This window comes from Domibacillus indicus (assembly GCF_023715895.1).
Taxonomy (GTDB): domain Bacteria; phylum Bacillota; class Bacilli; order Bacillales; family Domibacillaceae; genus Domibacillus; species Domibacillus indicus_A.
Genome location: NZ_JAMBOO010000004.1, coordinates 241362 through 258042, shown reverse-complemented (window position 1 = coordinate 258042; position 16681 = coordinate 241362). Strand labels below are relative to the sequence as shown.

14 protein-coding genes are annotated in these 16681 nt (G+C 47.9%); 3 read left to right on the top strand and 11 right to left on the bottom strand.

What is annotated here, in order from left to right; translation table 11 throughout:
- Positions 1-33: 33 nt before the first annotated feature.
- Entirely contained in the window at positions 34-513 is a 480-nt protein-coding gene (ybaK, locus tag M3221_RS10145; protein ID WP_251271499.1) for a Cys-tRNA(Pro) deacylase, read from the bottom strand.
- A 64-nt stretch (positions 514-577) separates the two neighbouring features.
- On the opposite strand from ybaK, the gene M3221_RS10140 reads away from it, so the two are divergent.
- Positions 578-1228, top strand: coding sequence for a LytTR family DNA-binding domain-containing protein (locus M3221_RS10140; protein WP_251271497.1), 651 nt, complete (start codon positions 578-580; stop codon positions 1226-1228).
- 143 nt (positions 1229-1371) lie between these two features.
- A complete protein-coding gene (locus tag M3221_RS10135; protein ID WP_251271774.1) occupies positions 1372-2862 on the top strand; it encodes an acetyl-CoA hydrolase/transferase family protein in 1491 nt (496 codons plus the stop codon).
- A 394-nt stretch (positions 2863-3256) separates the two neighbouring features.
- Here M3221_RS10135 and M3221_RS10130 read toward each other — a convergent pair whose 3' ends face one another.
- Both M3221_RS10130 and purU read right to left on the bottom strand, forming a co-directional pair.
- Positions 3257-5095, bottom strand: a complete 1839-nt coding sequence (locus M3221_RS10130) for a cation:proton antiporter (RefSeq protein ID WP_251271772.1) — start codon at positions 5093-5095, stop codon at positions 3257-3259.
- A 189-nt stretch (positions 5096-5284) separates the two neighbouring features.
- Positions 5285-6193: a formyltetrahydrofolate deformylase gene (purU, locus tag M3221_RS10125; protein WP_242232699.1), complete on the bottom strand. Its 909-nt coding sequence runs from the start codon at positions 6191-6193 to the stop codon at positions 5285-5287.
- A 141-nt stretch (positions 6194-6334) separates the two neighbouring features.
- Between purU and M3221_RS10120 the strand changes: the two genes are divergently transcribed.
- Entirely contained in the window at positions 6335-7678 is a 1344-nt protein-coding gene (locus tag M3221_RS10120; RefSeq protein ID WP_251271495.1) for a sodium-dependent transporter, read from the top strand.
- Positions 7679-7760: 82 nt separating this feature from the next.
- Here the strand turns inward: M3221_RS10120 and M3221_RS10115 are convergent, their stop codons facing one another.
- From M3221_RS10115 to M3221_RS10080, 8 genes are all read right to left on the bottom strand, one after another.
- Positions 7761-8621 carry an SGNH/GDSL hydrolase family protein gene (locus M3221_RS10115; protein ID WP_251271494.1) on the bottom strand — a complete coding sequence of 287 codons (861 nt, stop codon included), beginning with the start codon at positions 8619-8621 and terminating at the stop codon, positions 7761-7763.
- Between the two features lie 74 nt (positions 8622-8695).
- The gene (locus M3221_RS10110; RefSeq protein WP_251271491.1) at positions 8696-9208 is read right to left on the bottom strand and encodes a hypothetical protein; all 513 of its coding nucleotides are present in this window, start codon (positions 9206-9208) and stop codon (positions 8696-8698) included.
- Between the two features lie 195 nt (positions 9209-9403).
- Complete coding sequence (locus tag M3221_RS10105) at positions 9404-10525, bottom strand: type II asparaginase (RefSeq protein WP_251271490.1); 1122 nt, start codon at positions 10523-10525, stop codon at positions 9404-9406.
- Positions 10526-10735: 210 nt separating this feature from the next.
- Positions 10736-10993 (bottom strand): hypothetical protein, encoded by a 258-nt coding sequence (locus M3221_RS10100; protein ID WP_251271488.1) that lies wholly within the window; start codon positions 10991-10993, stop codon positions 10736-10738.
- Between the two features lie 16 nt (positions 10994-11009).
- Entirely contained in the window at positions 11010-12488 is a 1479-nt protein-coding gene (locus M3221_RS10095; RefSeq protein WP_251271487.1) for an NCS1 family transporter, read from the bottom strand.
- 28 nt (positions 12489-12516) lie between these two features.
- The gene (gene hydA / locus M3221_RS10090; RefSeq protein ID WP_251271485.1) at positions 12517-13929 is read right to left on the bottom strand and encodes a dihydropyrimidinase; all 1413 of its coding nucleotides are present in this window, start codon (positions 13927-13929) and stop codon (positions 12517-12519) included.
- A 19-nt stretch (positions 13930-13948) separates the two neighbouring features.
- The gene (gene preA, locus M3221_RS10085; RefSeq protein WP_251271483.1) at positions 13949-15211 is read right to left on the bottom strand and encodes an NAD-dependent dihydropyrimidine dehydrogenase subunit PreA; all 1263 of its coding nucleotides are present in this window, start codon (positions 15209-15211) and stop codon (positions 13949-13951) included.
- Between the two features lie 15 nt (positions 15212-15226).
- Positions 15227-16603 carry an NAD(P)-dependent oxidoreductase gene (locus M3221_RS10080; protein ID WP_251271770.1) on the bottom strand — a complete coding sequence of 459 codons (1377 nt, stop codon included), beginning with the start codon at positions 16601-16603 and terminating at the stop codon, positions 15227-15229.
- Positions 16604-16681: the final 78 nt, after the last annotated feature.

Genomic DNA, 16681 nt, shown 5'->3' with positions numbered 1-16681 from the left:
AATCTCGTTATATACAATTTGGTAACACTTCGTTCACGAACTGTTCACAATTTCACAGAAGGAAGCGTTTACGGCCTCTGCCAGACTGCGAGGAGACAATTCTATTTGCGCTCCGACCCGGCCCGCACTCACGACAATAGACTCAAATTCTTCCGCCTGTGTATCTATAAAAGTTGGATAAAGCTTTTTCATTCCTACCGGCGAACAGCCTCCCCGTATGTATCCCGTTTGTTTCTGAATCTCTTTTACGGGAAGCATATCAACTTTTTTCTCACCTGCTGCGCGTGCCGCACGCTTTAAATCAAGCTCCGCTTCGACCGGCACGACAAACACGAACAAGCCGCCTGCCCCTTCGGTAACCAGTGTTTTAAAAACGCGCCCCGGTTCAATGCCAATCTTATGGGCAACGGACACCCCATCTATCTTCCCGTCTTTGTTATCATATTCATGCATCTTATACTCAATGCCTGCTGCATCAAGCAGCCGCATTGCGTTTGTTTTTCCTTTTGCCACCATGCTTCCCCCTTTTTCTATGGTACACTTATTGTACTATAGTCAATGTGAAGAGGTGGAGCAAATGGACCAACTGACCGTTTCCGGCTTAATGGAAGTGATGAAAGAATTTTTTCCGCCGAATACGTCTGTTGCCGTGTCAAATCACGAAACATTTATTTATTACCAGCCGAGCCGCCTGATTGATTTGCATATTCGGGTAGGCGACCCGATCAAGCCGGGCAGTGTTACCCAGCAAGCTATCGAAGAAAAACATCAAGTGTCTACGTATATTGACAGCGATGTATACGGCATTCCCTACTATGCGATGAGTGTGCCGATTTTTAATAATCATGTGCTCACCGGTGCCGTCACAACCATCCATCCGGCCAAGCCATCGCCCATTTCACGCAATCTACTAACGATCAAGGCGGAAGACCGGTGGTATCCTATTCCGTACAGTGACGTTATGTATTTAGAATCTGAAGGACGTAAAACCCGCGTGCAGGCCCGGACAGGCAGCGGCTACCATAAACTCAATTTAACGGAGCTTGAATTTATGCTGCCGGATGATGCTTTTATCCGTGTGCACCGCTCTTATATTGTAAATGTGAACTTTATTCAGGAAATTCAGCCGGACTCGCATTCAACTTTTTTGCTGATTATGAAAGACCGCACTAAAATTCCCGTCACCCAGACGTATACGAGTGCTTTCCGCAAATCGCTCAACTATTAACAAACTTGCTTCATGACGCGAAATTTCTCCTTCGCGTCTTTTTTGCGGTTTTTCGTTACAAATAAAATGAAAGCCCTTTCAAAAATTGCTACACTTACCAAAACAACCTGGGGGGTCGAATCACAGTGAAGGAACGTATTCGCATGGAGGAATTAAGAAACAGGATTGTGAGCGCCGATGAAGCCGCATCCTGGATTGAAGACGGGATGACATTGGGGTTAAGCGGATTTACACGAGCCGGGGATGCAAAAGCCGTGCCGATGTCTCTTGTAGAACGAGCTAAAACGGACCCATTTAAAGTCAATATTTTTACCGGTGCCTCTCTCGGCTTTGACTTAGATAAAATGATGGCAGAAGCCGGGATTATTCATAAACGCCTGCCCTTTCAGGCAGACCCAGTTATGCGAAAAGAAATCAATGAAGGGCATCTGCTTTTTGTGGACCAGCATTTATCCCATACGGCCGAATCCATCCGCAGCGGGGTTCTCGGACCAGTCGATTATGCGATTGTGGAAGCAATCGCTATTGTAGAAGACGGGCTTATTATCCCGGCAACCTCTGTCGGCAATTCCTCTATATTTGTTGACAGGGCGGAGAATGTCATTGTGGAGCTGAATACCGCTCAGCCGGCAGAACTCGAAGGCCTTCACGATATTTTTAATCCGAACGATCCGGGAAAACGCGGACCGATCGGGCTGACATCAGTAGACGAGCGAATTGGGGAAATCGGTATTCGAGTTGATCCCGTAAAAATTAAAGGAATCGTTTTAACAAATGCACAGGACTCACCCTCTACGATTGTGCCGCCGGATGAGGAGACAGCACAAATGGCAGACCACTTAATAGCCTTTTTCCGTGAAGAAGTGAAAGCAGGACGCCTGACCAATGAACTCGCTCCTCTTCAGTCTGGTATTGGCTCGGTTGCCAATGCAGTGATGCACGGACTGATTGACTCGGAATTCGAAAACTTGGAAGTGTACTCAGAGGTGCTGCAGGATGCTGTATTCGATTTGTTTGACTGCGGTAAAATCCGCTTTGCTTCCGGCTGTTCAATTACCCTTTCAGAAGAAAAAATGCAGGATGTTTATTTAAACTTAGCAAGGTACCGGGATAAGCTTGTCCTTCGTCCACAGGAAATCTCTAATCATCCCGAGCTGATCCGCCGGCTCGGCTTGTTATCAATTAATACAGCGCTTGAAGCAGACATTTATGGAAATGTAAACTCCACCCATGTACTCGGCACAAAGATGATGAATGGCATTGGCGGATCAGGCGATTTTGCCCGCAACTGCCGGACTGCTATTTTTGTAACAAAATCAACCGCGAAGGGCGGTGCAGTTTCCAGTATCGTTCCGTTTGTTTCACACGTGGATCACACAGAACATGATGTAGATGTAATCGTTACAGAACAAGGCTATGCCGACCTGCGCGGCCTCGCCCCGCGTGAACGCGTGCTCGTTATCATTGAAAATTGCGCCCATCCAGCTTATAAAGAGCAGCTGAGGCGTTATTATGAGGAAGCACTATCGCGCGGCGGCCAGACACCGCATGTGCTTGAAAAAGCGCTCTCCTGGCATACCCGCCTTGCTGAGACAGGCTCGATGCTTGAACAAAACTCTCTGTCCCTTTCGTAACGTCTGTCCAGCCGCTTTGGAAAACGACTTCCAAACTCCTGTCTCAAAACATTTTCTTTAAAAGCGGCGTGACGTTAACTGCATATTTTTCCTCAAGGAGCTGTTTTTAACGCAGCTCCTCTTTTCGTTATAAGTGGGACAAATACAGCTTATTCTTACGCGAAAACGACCCGTTTTTTCTCCTGTTTAAAAATTCTCCTTCACGTTAAAAATTTGCTGCTTTGTGTCAAAAAAATACGGTTTTATGTTCTTTGTAATGAAAGCACTTTCAAAATATTTTATACTTATACACATGAAGCCGCTTGAAGCGGCTCAATGTATAAAATACAATTCCATACTCTCTCTGATTTACTGTCAGAAAAAAGCGGCCCCGGTGAAGGCCGCTTTTTTCGTCCTACTGACCTCGGCGCTGCTCCGCGATTTTTTCTTTTGCTTTCGCTATTTCCTTTACAGGCGGCATTAAACTCACCACGATATCTCCCGCTTCTCCCCGAGGCGAGGCGTCGCGTGTGTAAAAAGCCAGCTTGCCGGAAGGCTTTACCAGGAACAAAAGCAGCGTATTTTCGTCCAGCTCTTTTAAATAGCTGTCGTAGCCGAAGCGTTCCGTCAGCTCTGTTTTTCGAAAAACGTAATCAGCTGCCCGGGATGTTAACGCCTGATAATGGGCAGATGAATCAAACAGCACTTTTCCGCCCACCGTTTTATTGAATTCTTTCGCTGTTTCTGTCCGCTCCGGTCCTGAAGCAATTTGATACAAATTCACACGGCCCATCTCCGGAACAAAGGTGGAGCAGACGAGTGCGTTATACGCCTCATCGCTCGTTGCAGCAATCATGTACTCATATGGTGTCAGTTCAAGATGATATTCCGTACTTTCCGATAAAATTTCACCATGGTAAACCGGCAGATTAGCCTGCCGTGCCGCGTGAAGCTGTTGCCATGAGTCGTCCGCCACAAGTACAGGAATATTTAAATCCTGCAATGTTTTACCGAGCTTTGCCGTAAAGGTATTGCCGCCAACAAGCAGGACACCCGGCTTATCGGTTGAAGCCAAATGAAGCTTTCTGGCCAGCCAGCCGATTGAAAAGCCGTGGGCCACAACGGTAGAAAACACAAGGGCAAACGTGAGCGGTGTCAGCAGTGACGCGTCCTCATACCCTGCTTCAAAAAGCGACTGGGCAAAGTAGCCGGACACCGTAAGTGCCACAATGCCGCGCGGCGCAATCCAGCCGACCAGCGTTTTTTCCCCATTTGTCATATCCGTCCCGATTGTAGAAAGCCAAATCGACAACGGGCGAACGACAAACAGCATGATCAGTACGAAAGCAATAATACGGAAATCAAAAATCTGCATCAGCGTTTCTCTTGTCAGGGATGCTGTCAGCATAATAAAAATGGTCGAAATAAGCAGGATAGAAATGTTTTCCTTGAAATGGCGCATGTCTTTAATAGAAGAAATGTGCATGTTCGCCATTACCATCCCCATTGCCGTTACCGCAAGCAGCCCCGTTTCATGCATCGTTTCATCAGCAATCGTAAAGCAGGCGATCACGACAACAAATACGGACGGCGACTTTAAGTATTCCGGCACAAGCCCTTTTTCAAGCGCTTTGCCAAGACCAAGGCCAAATACTACGCCGAGTATTACCGCAAAGACGGAGCCGAACAAGAAACTAATAAACGTAGCGGCTGTTTCTTCTCCTGTAAAAAACTTAATAAGTTCAAATGCAAACAGCGCAAGAAGAGCGCCAAACGGGTCTACAACGATCCCTTCCCATTTCAATATGGCGGACGTGCGCGGCTTTAGCTTCGCCTGGCGCAGAAGCGGAAGAATAACAGTCGGCCCTGTGACAATAAACAAACCGCCAATCACAAACGAAACGGCCAGAGACAGCCCGGCTACATAATGCGCAGCCAGCGAGCCGGCGATCCAGGCGATAAAAGCGCCTAATGTTACGATCCTGCGAATCGGCTGCCGAACCGTTTTAACCTCGCGGAAATCAAGATTTAAGCTGCCTTCAAATAAAATAATGGCAACCGCAGCGGAGATAATAGGACCAAACAAATCGCCAAATACATCTTTCGGGTTAAACCAGCCGGCCAGCGGGCCAATTAAAAGACCTGCCACCGACATGACCACAATCGCCGGAAGCCTATAGCGCCAAGCTGTCCATTGAGACGCGATTCCAACAACAAGTGTGATCATGATATAAAACAACAGAGAATCAAACATCACATCTCCCTTTCTTCCCATGTTTCTGTCCATACTACCGTGTTTGTTCCCATATTTCACGTCTGAGAAACTGGGCATATCCTCATCTGCTAAAATAAAAAAAATCGAAATATTTCTTATTCACTGACTGCAATCCTGATTGTACGCATGTAAATGTAAAAAAGCTGCCCTGAACAGGACAGCTTTTTCTTATTGAAACACGATGGTTTTGTTGCCGTGCACGATAATACGGTCTTCTAAATGCCACTTAACTGCCCGTGCCAGAACACGCCGTTCAATCGAGCGGCCGATTTTTTTCAAATCCGCCACGTGATCGCGGTGATCTACACGTTCAATATCCTGTTCAATGATTGGCCCTTCATCTAAATCATTGGTTACATAGTGAGACGTCGCACCGATCAGCTTCACGCCACGGTTGTACGCACGCTCGTACGGACGCGCACCGATAAACGCCGGCAGAAACGAGTGATGAATGTTAATAATTTTGTTCGGATACTTCTCTACAAATTCTGGTGTTAAAATTTGCATGTAGCGTGCCAGTACGATGACATCGACCTTATGCTCTTCAATCAAGCGTGACTGTTCCTCTTCCACCTGCCGGCGAATGTCTTTGTTTGCCGGGATGTGATAGAACGGAATACCGAGCGATTCAACCATCCCCCGGGCTTCTTCGTGGTTTCCAGCTACGAAGGCGATATCCGTTGGCAGATCGCCGCTTTGCCATTCCCATAAAAGCTCCAGCAGGGCATGCGGTTCTTTTGAAACAAAAATGGCTGTTTTCTTCCGCTCGCTTCCGTATGCAAAGCGGAACTCCATACTAAAGTTTTCCGCAAGTGACGAGAATTCTTTTTCCATCGCATCCCGCTTGTCCATTAGTCCTTCGCAGTCAAATTCGAGTCGGATAAAAAAAGTGCCGCCTTGCGGATCACTCGTATACTGGCTTGACTCAATAATATTCGCACCCTGCTCAAACAAAAATTTTGACAGCGCAGCTACAATCCCCGGTCCATCTGGACACTTTACAAGCAGGCGGCCCCGGTTTTCAGGACGGCTTTGTCCACTCGGTACGTTTTCGGGTGAATTTATATTTGCATTCATCATGTACACTCCAGTTTTTCAGTTTAATTTCAATTTCCTCATTATATACGATTCCGCCTGCTTTGAAAATATATTCAGCCGTTCGCCTCGATTCGTGCTATAGTAAAATAACAAAATGACTTGTTATTGGAGGCAAAGCAATTGGAGAAACAAGAACAATGGTCGTCGAAGATCGGCTTTATTTTGTCCTCAGCCGGCGCGGCGATTGGGCTTGGGGCGATTTGGAAATTCCCTTATGTAACCGGCCAAAGCGGCGGCGGTGCTTTTTTGCTTTTATTCGTTATTTTCACTCTTTTAATCGGGCTTCCTATGCTGATTTCAGAGTTTATTATTGGACGCGGTTCCGGCCGGGAAGCGGTTGGTGCTTATAAAAAATTAGCGCCGGATTCTTTTTGGACACTCACAGGTAAAATCGGCGTAGTCGGCTGCTTTTTACTGCTTTCTTTTTACAGCGTAGTCGGCGGCTGGGTACTCATTTATACCATCCGTGCTCTTTATGGCGGTGTCATCGGCAGCGGTGATCCCGGTGCCATGTTTGGCGCGATGACCCAAAATGGCTGGCTGACGATTGGCGGCCACGCTCTTTTTATGCTGCTGAACATTATTGTCATTGCAGCCGGCGTCCAAAAAGGCATTGAGTTTGCCAGCAAATATATGATGCCTCTTTTATTTATTTTCTTCATTATTTTAGTGATCCGCTCCTTAACACTCAACGGAGCGATGGAAGGCGTGGCATTTTTCCTGCAGCCGGACTTTTCGAAAATTAATGCAGAAGCTGTCTTATACGCACTTGGACATTCCTTTTTCTCACTGGCTGTCGGATTTTCCTGCATGGTCACCTACAGCTCGTATTTAGGTAAAGACGTGAGTATTCCCTCGTCTGCCGGTTCTGTGGCGATTATGAATATTTTTGTTTCCGTTTTAGCGGGACTTGCCATTTTCCCGGCCGTTTTTGCATTCGGCTTAGAGCCAACAGCTGGGCCTGGGCTTCTGTTCGTTGTACTGCCGGCTGTTTTTTCGCAAATGCCTTTTGGTGAATTGTTCTTATTTATGTTTTTACTGCTGTTTTTGTTTGCAACGCTTACTTCTTCGTTCAGCCTGCTTGAAATTATCACCGCAGCTTTTACGAAAGGGGAAGCAGCATCACGTAAAAAGATTTCACTTATCTCCGGTATCATCGTTTTTCTAGCGGGCATTCCTGCGGCTCTGTCCTTTAGTGCGTTCGCCGATATTTCCTACTTCGGCCGCAACATTTTTGATATGACCGATTATCTCGTCAGCAATATCCTGCTGCCGCTCGGCAACCTGCTGATCGCGCTGTTTATTGCCTGGCGGATGGATCAGGCGATTGTAAAAAGCGAGTACGAACTCAATGCCGGCCGCTTCGGCTCTACGTACGCGTACTGGCTGCCGCTTATGCGCTGGATTGTGCCGATTACAATTGCGGTCGTATTTGTTTATACGATGAGCCAATTAAAAATGTAACCTAAAAAGCGTTCACGAATCCAAAACGGATTCGTGAACGCTTTTTTTATTTTCCTTCTATTCGTACATGCCTATTCATGCTTTAAAGTGCAGCGGCATATACTTCTTCCCTTGTACAGCCTTGTACAGCCGCTGTTTGATCCGTTTCTTCCGCTGCCTTTTTCTCCTGCTGCTGTTTGATTAAATCAGCCAGCGGGATCGGCTTCGGCAGCTGTCCTAAAATGGAGGAAGGCAGCTTTGTACCAGGAGCATATACAGCTAAAAAGGCATTCGCCATCTGCAGATAGCCTGCGCCGTTTGGATGCACATCGCCCGGGTTCGGCACATACTCCACTCCGTCCAGTCCAAAACGGTCCGCCACCGGAACAAAGACGGCACCCGCTCTCTCCGCTTCTTGTTTAATGATCTGGTTAAGCAGGTTCAGCTGCTCACTAACGGCCGGCTTGTGCTGGTCGAACACATGAGGATACGGGAAATAATAACCCATTGCATAGATATCCGCCTGCGGGTTCAGTGCTTTAATTTTCTCAAGCAGCACCGCATAGTTTTCCCTCACGCCATTTAAGGCAAAAGCAGCCGTTACTGCGTTAAAGGTAAGCAGCCCGCGCTTCGGATCATTTTGAATAAGCGGCAGCAGGTCATTCGCACCCGCTGAAATGGTAATGAGGTCAGCCGACTGAATGGCTTTTTTCCCCGCCGCACTTTCCACCTGGCTGATCACCTGACTTACCGTGTAGCCGGGAATCGCCAGCTCCTTTGAATAAGAATCCGGCCGGATCGCAAGCGCAATCATATCTGCATACCCTGCTCCAATTTCCCGGTTCGGCGTCTGGCCCGCTGCAAGCGAATCACCAATCGCTATATAATGGATGGCCGCCGCCTGTCCAGGGCCGGCGATACTGCCGAAAACAAAAAAGAACAACAGCAAAGCCCGTCTGATCATACGCGCCACTTCCTTTACTCATTCTTCTCCTTATTGTATCAAAAGAATGAGCTTTTACGCTTGAACAAACTGTTTTATGCACCAGTCATTGTAAATGTAAAAGCGAGATCAATGCCATGGATCTGTTTTTCTTGAAAATAAGCAACATAATAAATAACCGTATCGTCCACGTGATACACAATTCCATCAAAAGAGTGAGCCAGAAGATAGTCTTTGGTGATCCGGCCAATCCATGCATGAACGTGTTCCGGGCGAACAACAGGCACCGCTCTTTCGGCATATTTCCACTCAAGTGCATCCCGCCTAAGATCTGTTTCCGTGTACCGGCAGTTAATAACCATAGGCCGATCCAGCTGGATGTCCTGCTTTAACACGGCTGCCCGGCTGCTTCCTTCTGCTTCTGCGTGACAAAATGCATAGTGGGCAGCAAGCTTTGCATCGCTGATTAAATAAAGGCCAGGACCAAAAATAGACCGCGCTTGAACGCCGTCTTCAAACTGCCGCCTTTCCACCCGCTCGTAACATTGAGTAGCGACTACACGTTTCGCTTCTCTAAAACTCACTCCACGATAACCCATTCTTTTCATTCTCCCAGCCTCCATTTCACGCTTTATTGACCGGCAGGCAAACGTTGCAATGTAAAATTGAGTCTAGCTTACCACATTCACCCAAATAGATTTCAGTTATTGGCAGAAAATCTCACCTTAAAATGAACGGAAAGCAATAAAAACCTGCCGCTCTTTCATTTCGAAAGAGGGACAGGTTTTTATTTGAATGTTGTTTTAGTATTTATCGAAATACTGCTGGATTTTCTTCGGATCGCTCGTTTTTGTTAAAGTTAACATTAACAAAATACGGGCTTTTTGCGGATTTAAGGAATCGGCAGAAACAAGGCCGTCTTTGTCGTCTGAAGGACTGTGTGTGACAACTCCGCTGCCTGTGCGTGTAGAGCGGACAACCGCTACTCCTTCTTCTGCCGCATCTTTCACTCCTTCTCTTGCGATACTCGACATGGACCCATTACCAGAGCCCGCTACAACAAGCCCTTTGGCTCCTGCTTCCACAGCGGCATCAACCAAATATCTTCCTTCATTTTGGTAAGAATATAAGATATCTACTTGAGGAAGCTTTTCAATTTTTGAAATATCAAAAGCAGTCTGTGTCGTATGCTTCTTATTTAAGATGGAGCTGAAATAAACACTTTCACCTGCAAAACCGCCTAAATAGCCCTGCTCTAAGGATTTAAATGTATCGAGAGCTGTTGTGTTTGTTTTTGTTATGTAACGCGCTGCACCAATTCGGTCGTTAAACGCGACCATAACGCCCTTTTTCTTCGCATATGGATTTGCCGCCAGTTTCACAGCATTATATAAATTCATCGGCCCATCAGCGCTAATGGCTGTAGCCGGACGCATCGCACCGACCACCACGACCGGCTTTGTGCTTTTCACGACCAAATTAAGAAAATAAGCTGTTTCTTCTAATGTATCTGTCCCGTGTGTGACGACAATTCCATCCACATCATCGGACGCAAGCAGCGTATTAATACGCTTGCCAAGCTTCAGTAAAATATCGTTGTTAATTTCCGGACTGCCGACGTTGACAATCTGCTCTCCGCTCACATCAGCCAGCTTTTTCATTTCCGGAACAGCTTTGATCAAGGTTTCCACACCGAGTTCCCCGGCATTGTAATCCGTTGTATCCGTATTGCTCGCAGAAGAGCCTGCGATCGTACCGCCTGTTGCTAAAATCTTTACGTTTGGCAGATCGGTGTCTGCACTTTTAACCGTTGTAGAAGCAGTCGTTGTAGCTGCCTGTACGGGTAAACCCGTATAAACCCCTGCTCCTGGAGCTAATAAACAAACAGACATAACAGATGCACCAATCATTTTTTTAAGCTTCATCAAACCGTCTCCCTCCACTGCTACGAATATATTGTACAATTTTCACTATATACGCTTTACATGTTTAATCATCATTTCATGTAACATTTTCTGACATCAATTTTATTTGTGTTTTCGTTTTTCAAACAGAAAACAGCCTTTATCCGTATAAGTAAAACGGATAAAGGCTGTTTTGAGATCTTTTACTGCGCACCTTCCATGAGAAAGCGGTCAGGATCCTGCTGCACCCGCTTCTTCATATGTGCCTCCGTATGAGTTTTTGCTTCCCCTTTTTGCTTCGACAATGAGCGTTCCAATGTATTTGCGTGCATCAGCTGTTAAAAGGTGTAGTTCCTTTCGTTCAATATGCCGTTCAAACTCGATAAAATCCCCTTCAAGCGTTTCTCTTACCGCGATAATCCGATAGCCGTCATCGATGAGTGCATCGATGGCTTCCTTTTCTTTTATAAACCCTTTGTAATCGGACATTCTCCCTCACCCCTTTTTACAATTTTTCAATCGCAGCCGGCGGCAGTTCATCAGCTGCGGTTTCGCTTTCTGATGGAATGGTCCAATCACGGCCGACCGTCACGCCAAGGTATTTGTCGTCACTTGGGTCTTCCAGCTCAGCCTGCTTGTATGAGCGGAACCACCAAAACTTCGCTAATAGATAATATGCAGCGGCGCCGACCGCAAAGCCGACAAAAAACGAATAGGTTGAAAAAATGACAGCAAGCGTGCCGCCTATTACCCAGGAAATAATGCCGGCCCAGTTCACGCCGTAATGATAACGGTACTGCCCTTTCATTTCATACAAGTCCGGCACATTCACACGGCGTTTGCGGATCAAATAATAGTCTGCAAACAAAATGCCGACAATGGCGGAAAGCACCCCGCCGACAACGAGCAGAAACGGCATTAAAACGTTAAATAAATTCCACGGCTGGGTGACCATACCGATCACGCCTGCTGCGATTACACCTGCATAAAACGGTACTTTCGGGCCGCCAATGTTTGAAAACACAGTGGCAGCCGGTACAAGATTGGCTGCTGTATTCGTGGACCACTGGGCAAAAACGATAAGCAGCAGCAAAACAGCCAGCACAAGCCCGCTGGATGTTTCCTGCAAGGCGGCAACCGGATCATAGTTGCCGACTGCAATAAAAGCAACACCGCCAATCGCTACTACAAAGGTTTGCGTAAGCGGCATGGCAATTAAACTGCCGACCAGCACACTTTTATTGCGTTTGATCCAGTTCCGCTCAAATTGCGGCGCTTTAATAAAACGGGAAATCGAAGAAATATCGGCCGCCAGCGTCGACCAATACCCCATATTTCCAAGAACCACGACCATAAAAGCATTAAACAGCAAACCGCCGGTAAGCGGGTTTTCCACCCAGGACCAAACATTTTTATCGGCAGCCGCCGCCTGGTCGGCAAGTGTGACATACATCCAGAGTGAAATTAAAATAATAATAGGCGCAGCTAAATCTGCAAATTTCTCAATCGATTTGATCCCAATAATCGTATTGGCGACCTGCACCGCCACAAAAGCTAAAAAGCAGACGAACCAGTTGTCAAAGCCAAACATCACATTTAAAATACCGTTGATCGCCATAGCGCCGAAATACGTGTTGATTCCGAACCACATGGATGCGGCAATACCGCGGATCGCTGATGGGATATGTGTTCCGATTGTTCCAAACGGCGCCCGCATATAAACGGGGAAAGACAGCCCATGCTCGATCCCGATATCTGCAATAATGGAAATAAACAGGCCAATCAGCACACAGCCGATAAAAGAGGCGGCAAGCACCCATGAAAGCGGCATTTGTTCCACCGCCGCTCCGCCGATGGCAAAAGCAGCCAGCACAACCGCCATCCCAATCCACATAAGCGCAAAACCAAACGTCCCAATTTTACGGTCACGGTGAGCAATCGGCAGCAAATCCGGCGATTTTAAATAACGGCTGGGCTCTTTCATTTATGATTCCTCCTCTTTCATTGGATAATTATTGGGCAATGATAGCCTGACGTGCCTGCATACTGTTATAGCGGCTTCTTTTAATGTACTGTCCGCTTCCCGGCTTGCCGGTAAATTCTCCTTCCCGGATGACAAATTCACCACGTGAAAGTACGGAGATGGGCTCACCTGTTACTTTCATTCCTTCAAAGGCGCTGTAATCGACGTTCATATGATGGGTTTCGGCAGAGATCACCCGCTCTTTGTTTGGATCAAAAATGACGATATCCGCATCGCTGCCGACCGCAATCGTGCCTTTTTGCGGGAACAGGCCGAATAGTTTTGCTGAGCGGGTCGACACGAGATCAACAAACTGGTGAATGGAAATGCGCCCTTTTTTCACTCCTTCCGAAAACAGCAGGCTGAATCGGTCCTCGATGATCGGGCCCCCGTTTGGAATTTTTGAGAAGTCATCCCGTCCGAGATCCTTCTGCCCATTAAAGTTAAAAGAACATTGGTCAGAGCCGATCGTTTGCAGCTGGCCATTTTTCAGTGCGTCCCACAGTACATCCTGGTTCCACTTTTCACGAAGAGGCGGTGACCAGACGTATTTAGCGCCTTCAAAATCCGGCTTTTCTAAATCATGTTGATCGAGCAGCAAATATTGTGGACATGTTTCGCCCCAAACTTGAAAGCCTTTTTGGCGTGCCTTTGCAATTTTATGGGCAGCTTCCGCGCACGACACATGCACAACGTACAGCTGGGAATTTGCCAGGCCGGCCAGCGCGGCTGCACGTCCGGTTGCTTCTCCTTCTACTTCCGGCGGGCGTGTAAGCGCGTGGTAAATCGGTTCCGTATGCCCTTTTTCCAGGGCGTCGTTTACGAGGTAATCGATCACATCACCGTTTTCCGCATGAACCATCACGAGAGCGCCATGCTCCTTTGCTGTGAGCAGTGTACGAAACAGCGTTGCGTCATCTGCTTGAAACACATTTTTATACGCCATAAATACTTTGAAGGACGTAATGCCTTCTTTTTCAATCACCTCTGGAATCTCCGCCAGCACCGCGTCATTGACTTCCCCAATCATCAGGTGGAAGCCGTAATCAATGACGGCTTTATCCTTTGATTTCTCATGCCACGTACGGATCGCTTTTTGCAGCGGCTCCCCTTTGTTTGTCAGACAGAAGTCAATGATGGTCGTTGTGCCGCCGAACGCGGCTGCCATCGTCCCCGTTTCAAAATCATCTGCTGTGACTGTACCGCCAAACGGCATGTCTAGATGTGTATGAGGATCAACACCGCCTGGGAACAGGTAAGCACCTTTTGCATCAATCACTTCATCTGCCGCTTCCTCCAGCGCAGCACCAATTTGGGTGATTTTTCCGTTTTCAATGAGCAGATCCGCTTCGTATTGATCCACTGCCGTTACAATGACGCCGTTTTTAATGATTTTTTTCATGCTTATCCGCTCCTTTTCTTTAAGCAATTGGCTGTTTAATGGCCGCCTGGCGTTCGTTCCAAGTGATTGGCGGGCCGCTTGGAATTTCCATCATGTCGATGGCGCCGTCCACCGGGCAGACAATGGAGCAAAGATTGCAGCCGACACAGTCTTCCTCACGAACCTGCAAATATTTGCTGCCATCTGAAGACGTCAGCATCTCGATACATTGATGTGCTGTATCTTCGCAGGCGATATGGCATTTATTACAGTTGATGCATGTATTGCGGTTGATATGGGCGACCACTTTGTAATTTAAGTCGAGATTGCCCCAGTCGGAATAACGCGGAACGGTCCGGCCCATTAACTCTTCAACCGAAGCAAGTCCTTTGCTGTCGAGATAATTGCTTAAGCCGTCGATCATATCTTCGACAATGCTAAACCCGTGGTGCATTGCCGCTGTACATACCTGAACGCTGCCAGCGCCCATTAAGATAAACTCGGCCGCATCTTTCCATGTGCCAATGCCGCCAATGCCCGAGATCGGAACGTTAATTTCCGGGTTGCGTGCGCATTCCGCCACCATATTTAAAGCAATTGGCTTTACGGCCGGGCCGCAGTAGCCGCCATGTGCTCCTTTTCCTGCCACGTGCGGAATCGTATTCCACGAATCCAGATCCACGCCGGCGAGGCTGTTGATCGTATTAATCATGCTGATCGCATCCGCCCCGCCCTGTACAGCCGCCCAGGCAGTGGCCGTAATATCGGTAATGTTTGGTGTCAGCTTGACGATAACCGGTGTACGGGCGGCTTCCTTGGCCCACATCGTCTGCTTTTCCACCAGCTCCGGCACTTGTCCGGACGCCGCACCCATGCCGCGTTCTGCCATGCCATGCGGGCAGCCGAAGTTTAATTCGAGCCCGTCCACGCCGGCGGCTTCTACTTTTTTCACAATTTCATGCCACTTTTCCTGCTTCGGTTCAACCATCAAGGAAGCGATGACAGCATGATTGGGAAACCTTTTTTTCGTTTCGTAAATTTCTTTTAAATTCACTTCGAGCGGCCGGTCTGTAATGAGCTCGATATTGTTAAAGCCTGCGACACGCTGGCCGTTAAAGTGCAGCGCCGCAAACCGGGAGGATGTATTAATAATCGGGTCACCGAGTGTTTTCCATACGGCGCCGCCCCAGCCGGCTTCAAACGCCCGCTGCACCTGATAGCCGGAATTGGTCGGCGGTGCGGATGCCAGCCAAAACGGGTTAGGTGATTGAATCCCTGCAAAGTTTATACGTAAGTCTGCCATCTAAATCTCCTCCTTTTAAGATGTTTGCGCCATGCCAGAGCCGACAAGCTGTTTGTAAATCGAGTAAGCCGCCCGTTTTCCCTGTTCTGCTGCTGTAACGACCATCGCATCCCCCTGCCCGTCACCAAAAATCACATCTCCCGCCGCATACACTTTCGGATTAGAGGTCTGGAGTGTGTCCAGGTCCACTTTCACGGTGCCCCATTTATGAGTTAACCCAAACGCTTCAATCAAGCCGGTATAACGCTTCTGCCCAATCGCACGAATGACCGTGTCCGCTTCGACGGTAAACTCGGAACCCTCAACCGGTACGGGCCGGCAGCGGCCGGATTCATCAGCAGCGCCAAGCTCCATTCGGATACACGTTACGCCTTTAACTGCCCCCTTCTCATCCTGTACAATTCCAACCGGCTGTGTAAGCCAGCGGAACTCCACTCCTTCCTGCTTGGCAAATTCATACTCAAATTCATAAGCGGTCATTTCGGCTTCAGTTCGCCGATACAGCATTTTCACATCGGCGGCACCGAGCCGGACCGAGCATGTCGCTGCATCAATCGCCGTGTTGCCAGCACCAATGACGACTACCTTCTTTCCGATCAAATGGGTATCCATCGGCGGTATTTTCGTCGATTCTACAAATTCAATCGCATCGTAAACGCCTTTGGCCCCTTCTCCCTGGATGCCGATAGGCGGAACACTGGCCATTCCAACCGCGAGCACCACAGCATCATAGCTCTCCAAAATGTCGTCCGGACTGATATCGCGGCCCACAATGGTGTTTGTACGAATGGTAACGCCCAGGCTCTCCACCTGCTCGACCTCCCACATGGATACGCGCTGCGGAAGACGGAAAGATACGATGCCATGAGTATCAAGGCCGCCCGCTTTTTCCTTCGCTTCGAAAATGGTAACTTCAAATCCAAGGCGCGCCAGTTCACGCGCTGCGGACAGCCCCGCCGGACCGCCGCCGATAATCGCGGCCGACTTTCCGTTTTTCTCTCCCGCCTTAAACAGCTGCGCGTGATTATGTATCGCCCAGTTAGTGGCATGCCGCTGGAGGTTGCCGATCATAATTGGCTGTGACGCGTGGTTAAGGACACAGGCACCTTCACACAATTCTTCTGTCGGACAAACACGCGCACAGCTTGCCCCGACCGGATTGGCTTCCATAATCACTTTGGCCGACCCTTTCAAATTGCCTGAAGCAATTTTTTTAATAAACGACGGAATGTTAATCGAGGTTGGACAAGCTGTAATACAAGGTGCGTCATAGCAATACAAGCAGCGATTTGCTTCATCCATTGCTTCCTTGGCCGTTAAATCAGGTTCAATTTCGAGAAAATTTTGAGACAGGTCCGTTAGTGAAACAGAACGGTTCTTCATTCGATTCATGTGCATCGTTCGTTCCCCCTTGCATGTTTTCTGTCTATTGATTATTTATTGATTGCATCTTAAAATATTTATACAGCA

Excerpts from the sequence above, each read along its gene's own strand:
- M3221_RS10140 (WP_251271497.1), top strand. The coding sequence starts at position 578 with ATGGACCAACTGACCGTTTCCGGCTTAATGGAAGTGATGAAAGAATTT.
- M3221_RS10135 (WP_251271774.1), top strand. The coding sequence starts at position 1,372 with ATGGAGGAATTAAGAAACAGGATTGTGAGCGCCGATGAAGCCGCATCC.
- M3221_RS10130 (WP_251271772.1), bottom strand. The coding sequence starts at position 5,095 with ATGTTTGATTCTCTGTTGTTTTATATCATGATCACACTTGTTGTTGGA.
- purU (WP_242232699.1), bottom strand. The coding sequence starts at position 6,193 with ATGAATGCAAATATAAATTCACCCGAAAACGTACCGAGTGGACAAAGC.
- M3221_RS10115 (WP_251271494.1), bottom strand. The coding sequence starts at position 8,621 with ATGATCAGACGGGCTTTGCTGTTGTTCTTTTTTGTTTTCGGCAGTATC.
- M3221_RS10110 (WP_251271491.1), bottom strand. The coding sequence starts at position 9,208 with ATGAAAAGAATGGGTTATCGTGGAGTGAGTTTTAGAGAAGCGAAACGT.
- M3221_RS10105 (WP_251271490.1), bottom strand. The coding sequence starts at position 10,525 with ATGAAGCTTAAAAAAATGATTGGTGCATCTGTTATGTCTGTTTGTTTA.
- M3221_RS10100 (WP_251271488.1), bottom strand. The coding sequence starts at position 10,993 with ATGTCCGATTACAAAGGGTTTATAAAAGAAAAGGAAGCCATCGATGCA.
- M3221_RS10095 (WP_251271487.1), bottom strand. The coding sequence starts at position 12,488 with ATGAAAGAGCCCAGCCGTTATTTAAAATCGCCGGATTTGCTGCCGATT.
- hydA (WP_251271485.1), bottom strand. The coding sequence starts at position 13,929 with ATGAAAAAAATCATTAAAAACGGCGTCATTGTAACGGCAGTGGATCAA.
- preA (WP_251271483.1), bottom strand. The coding sequence starts at position 15,211 with ATGGCAGACTTACGTATAAACTTTGCAGGGATTCAATCACCTAACCCG.
- M3221_RS10080 (WP_251271770.1), bottom strand. The coding sequence starts at position 16,603 with ATGAATCGAATGAAGAACCGTTCTGTTTCACTAACGGACCTGTCTCAA.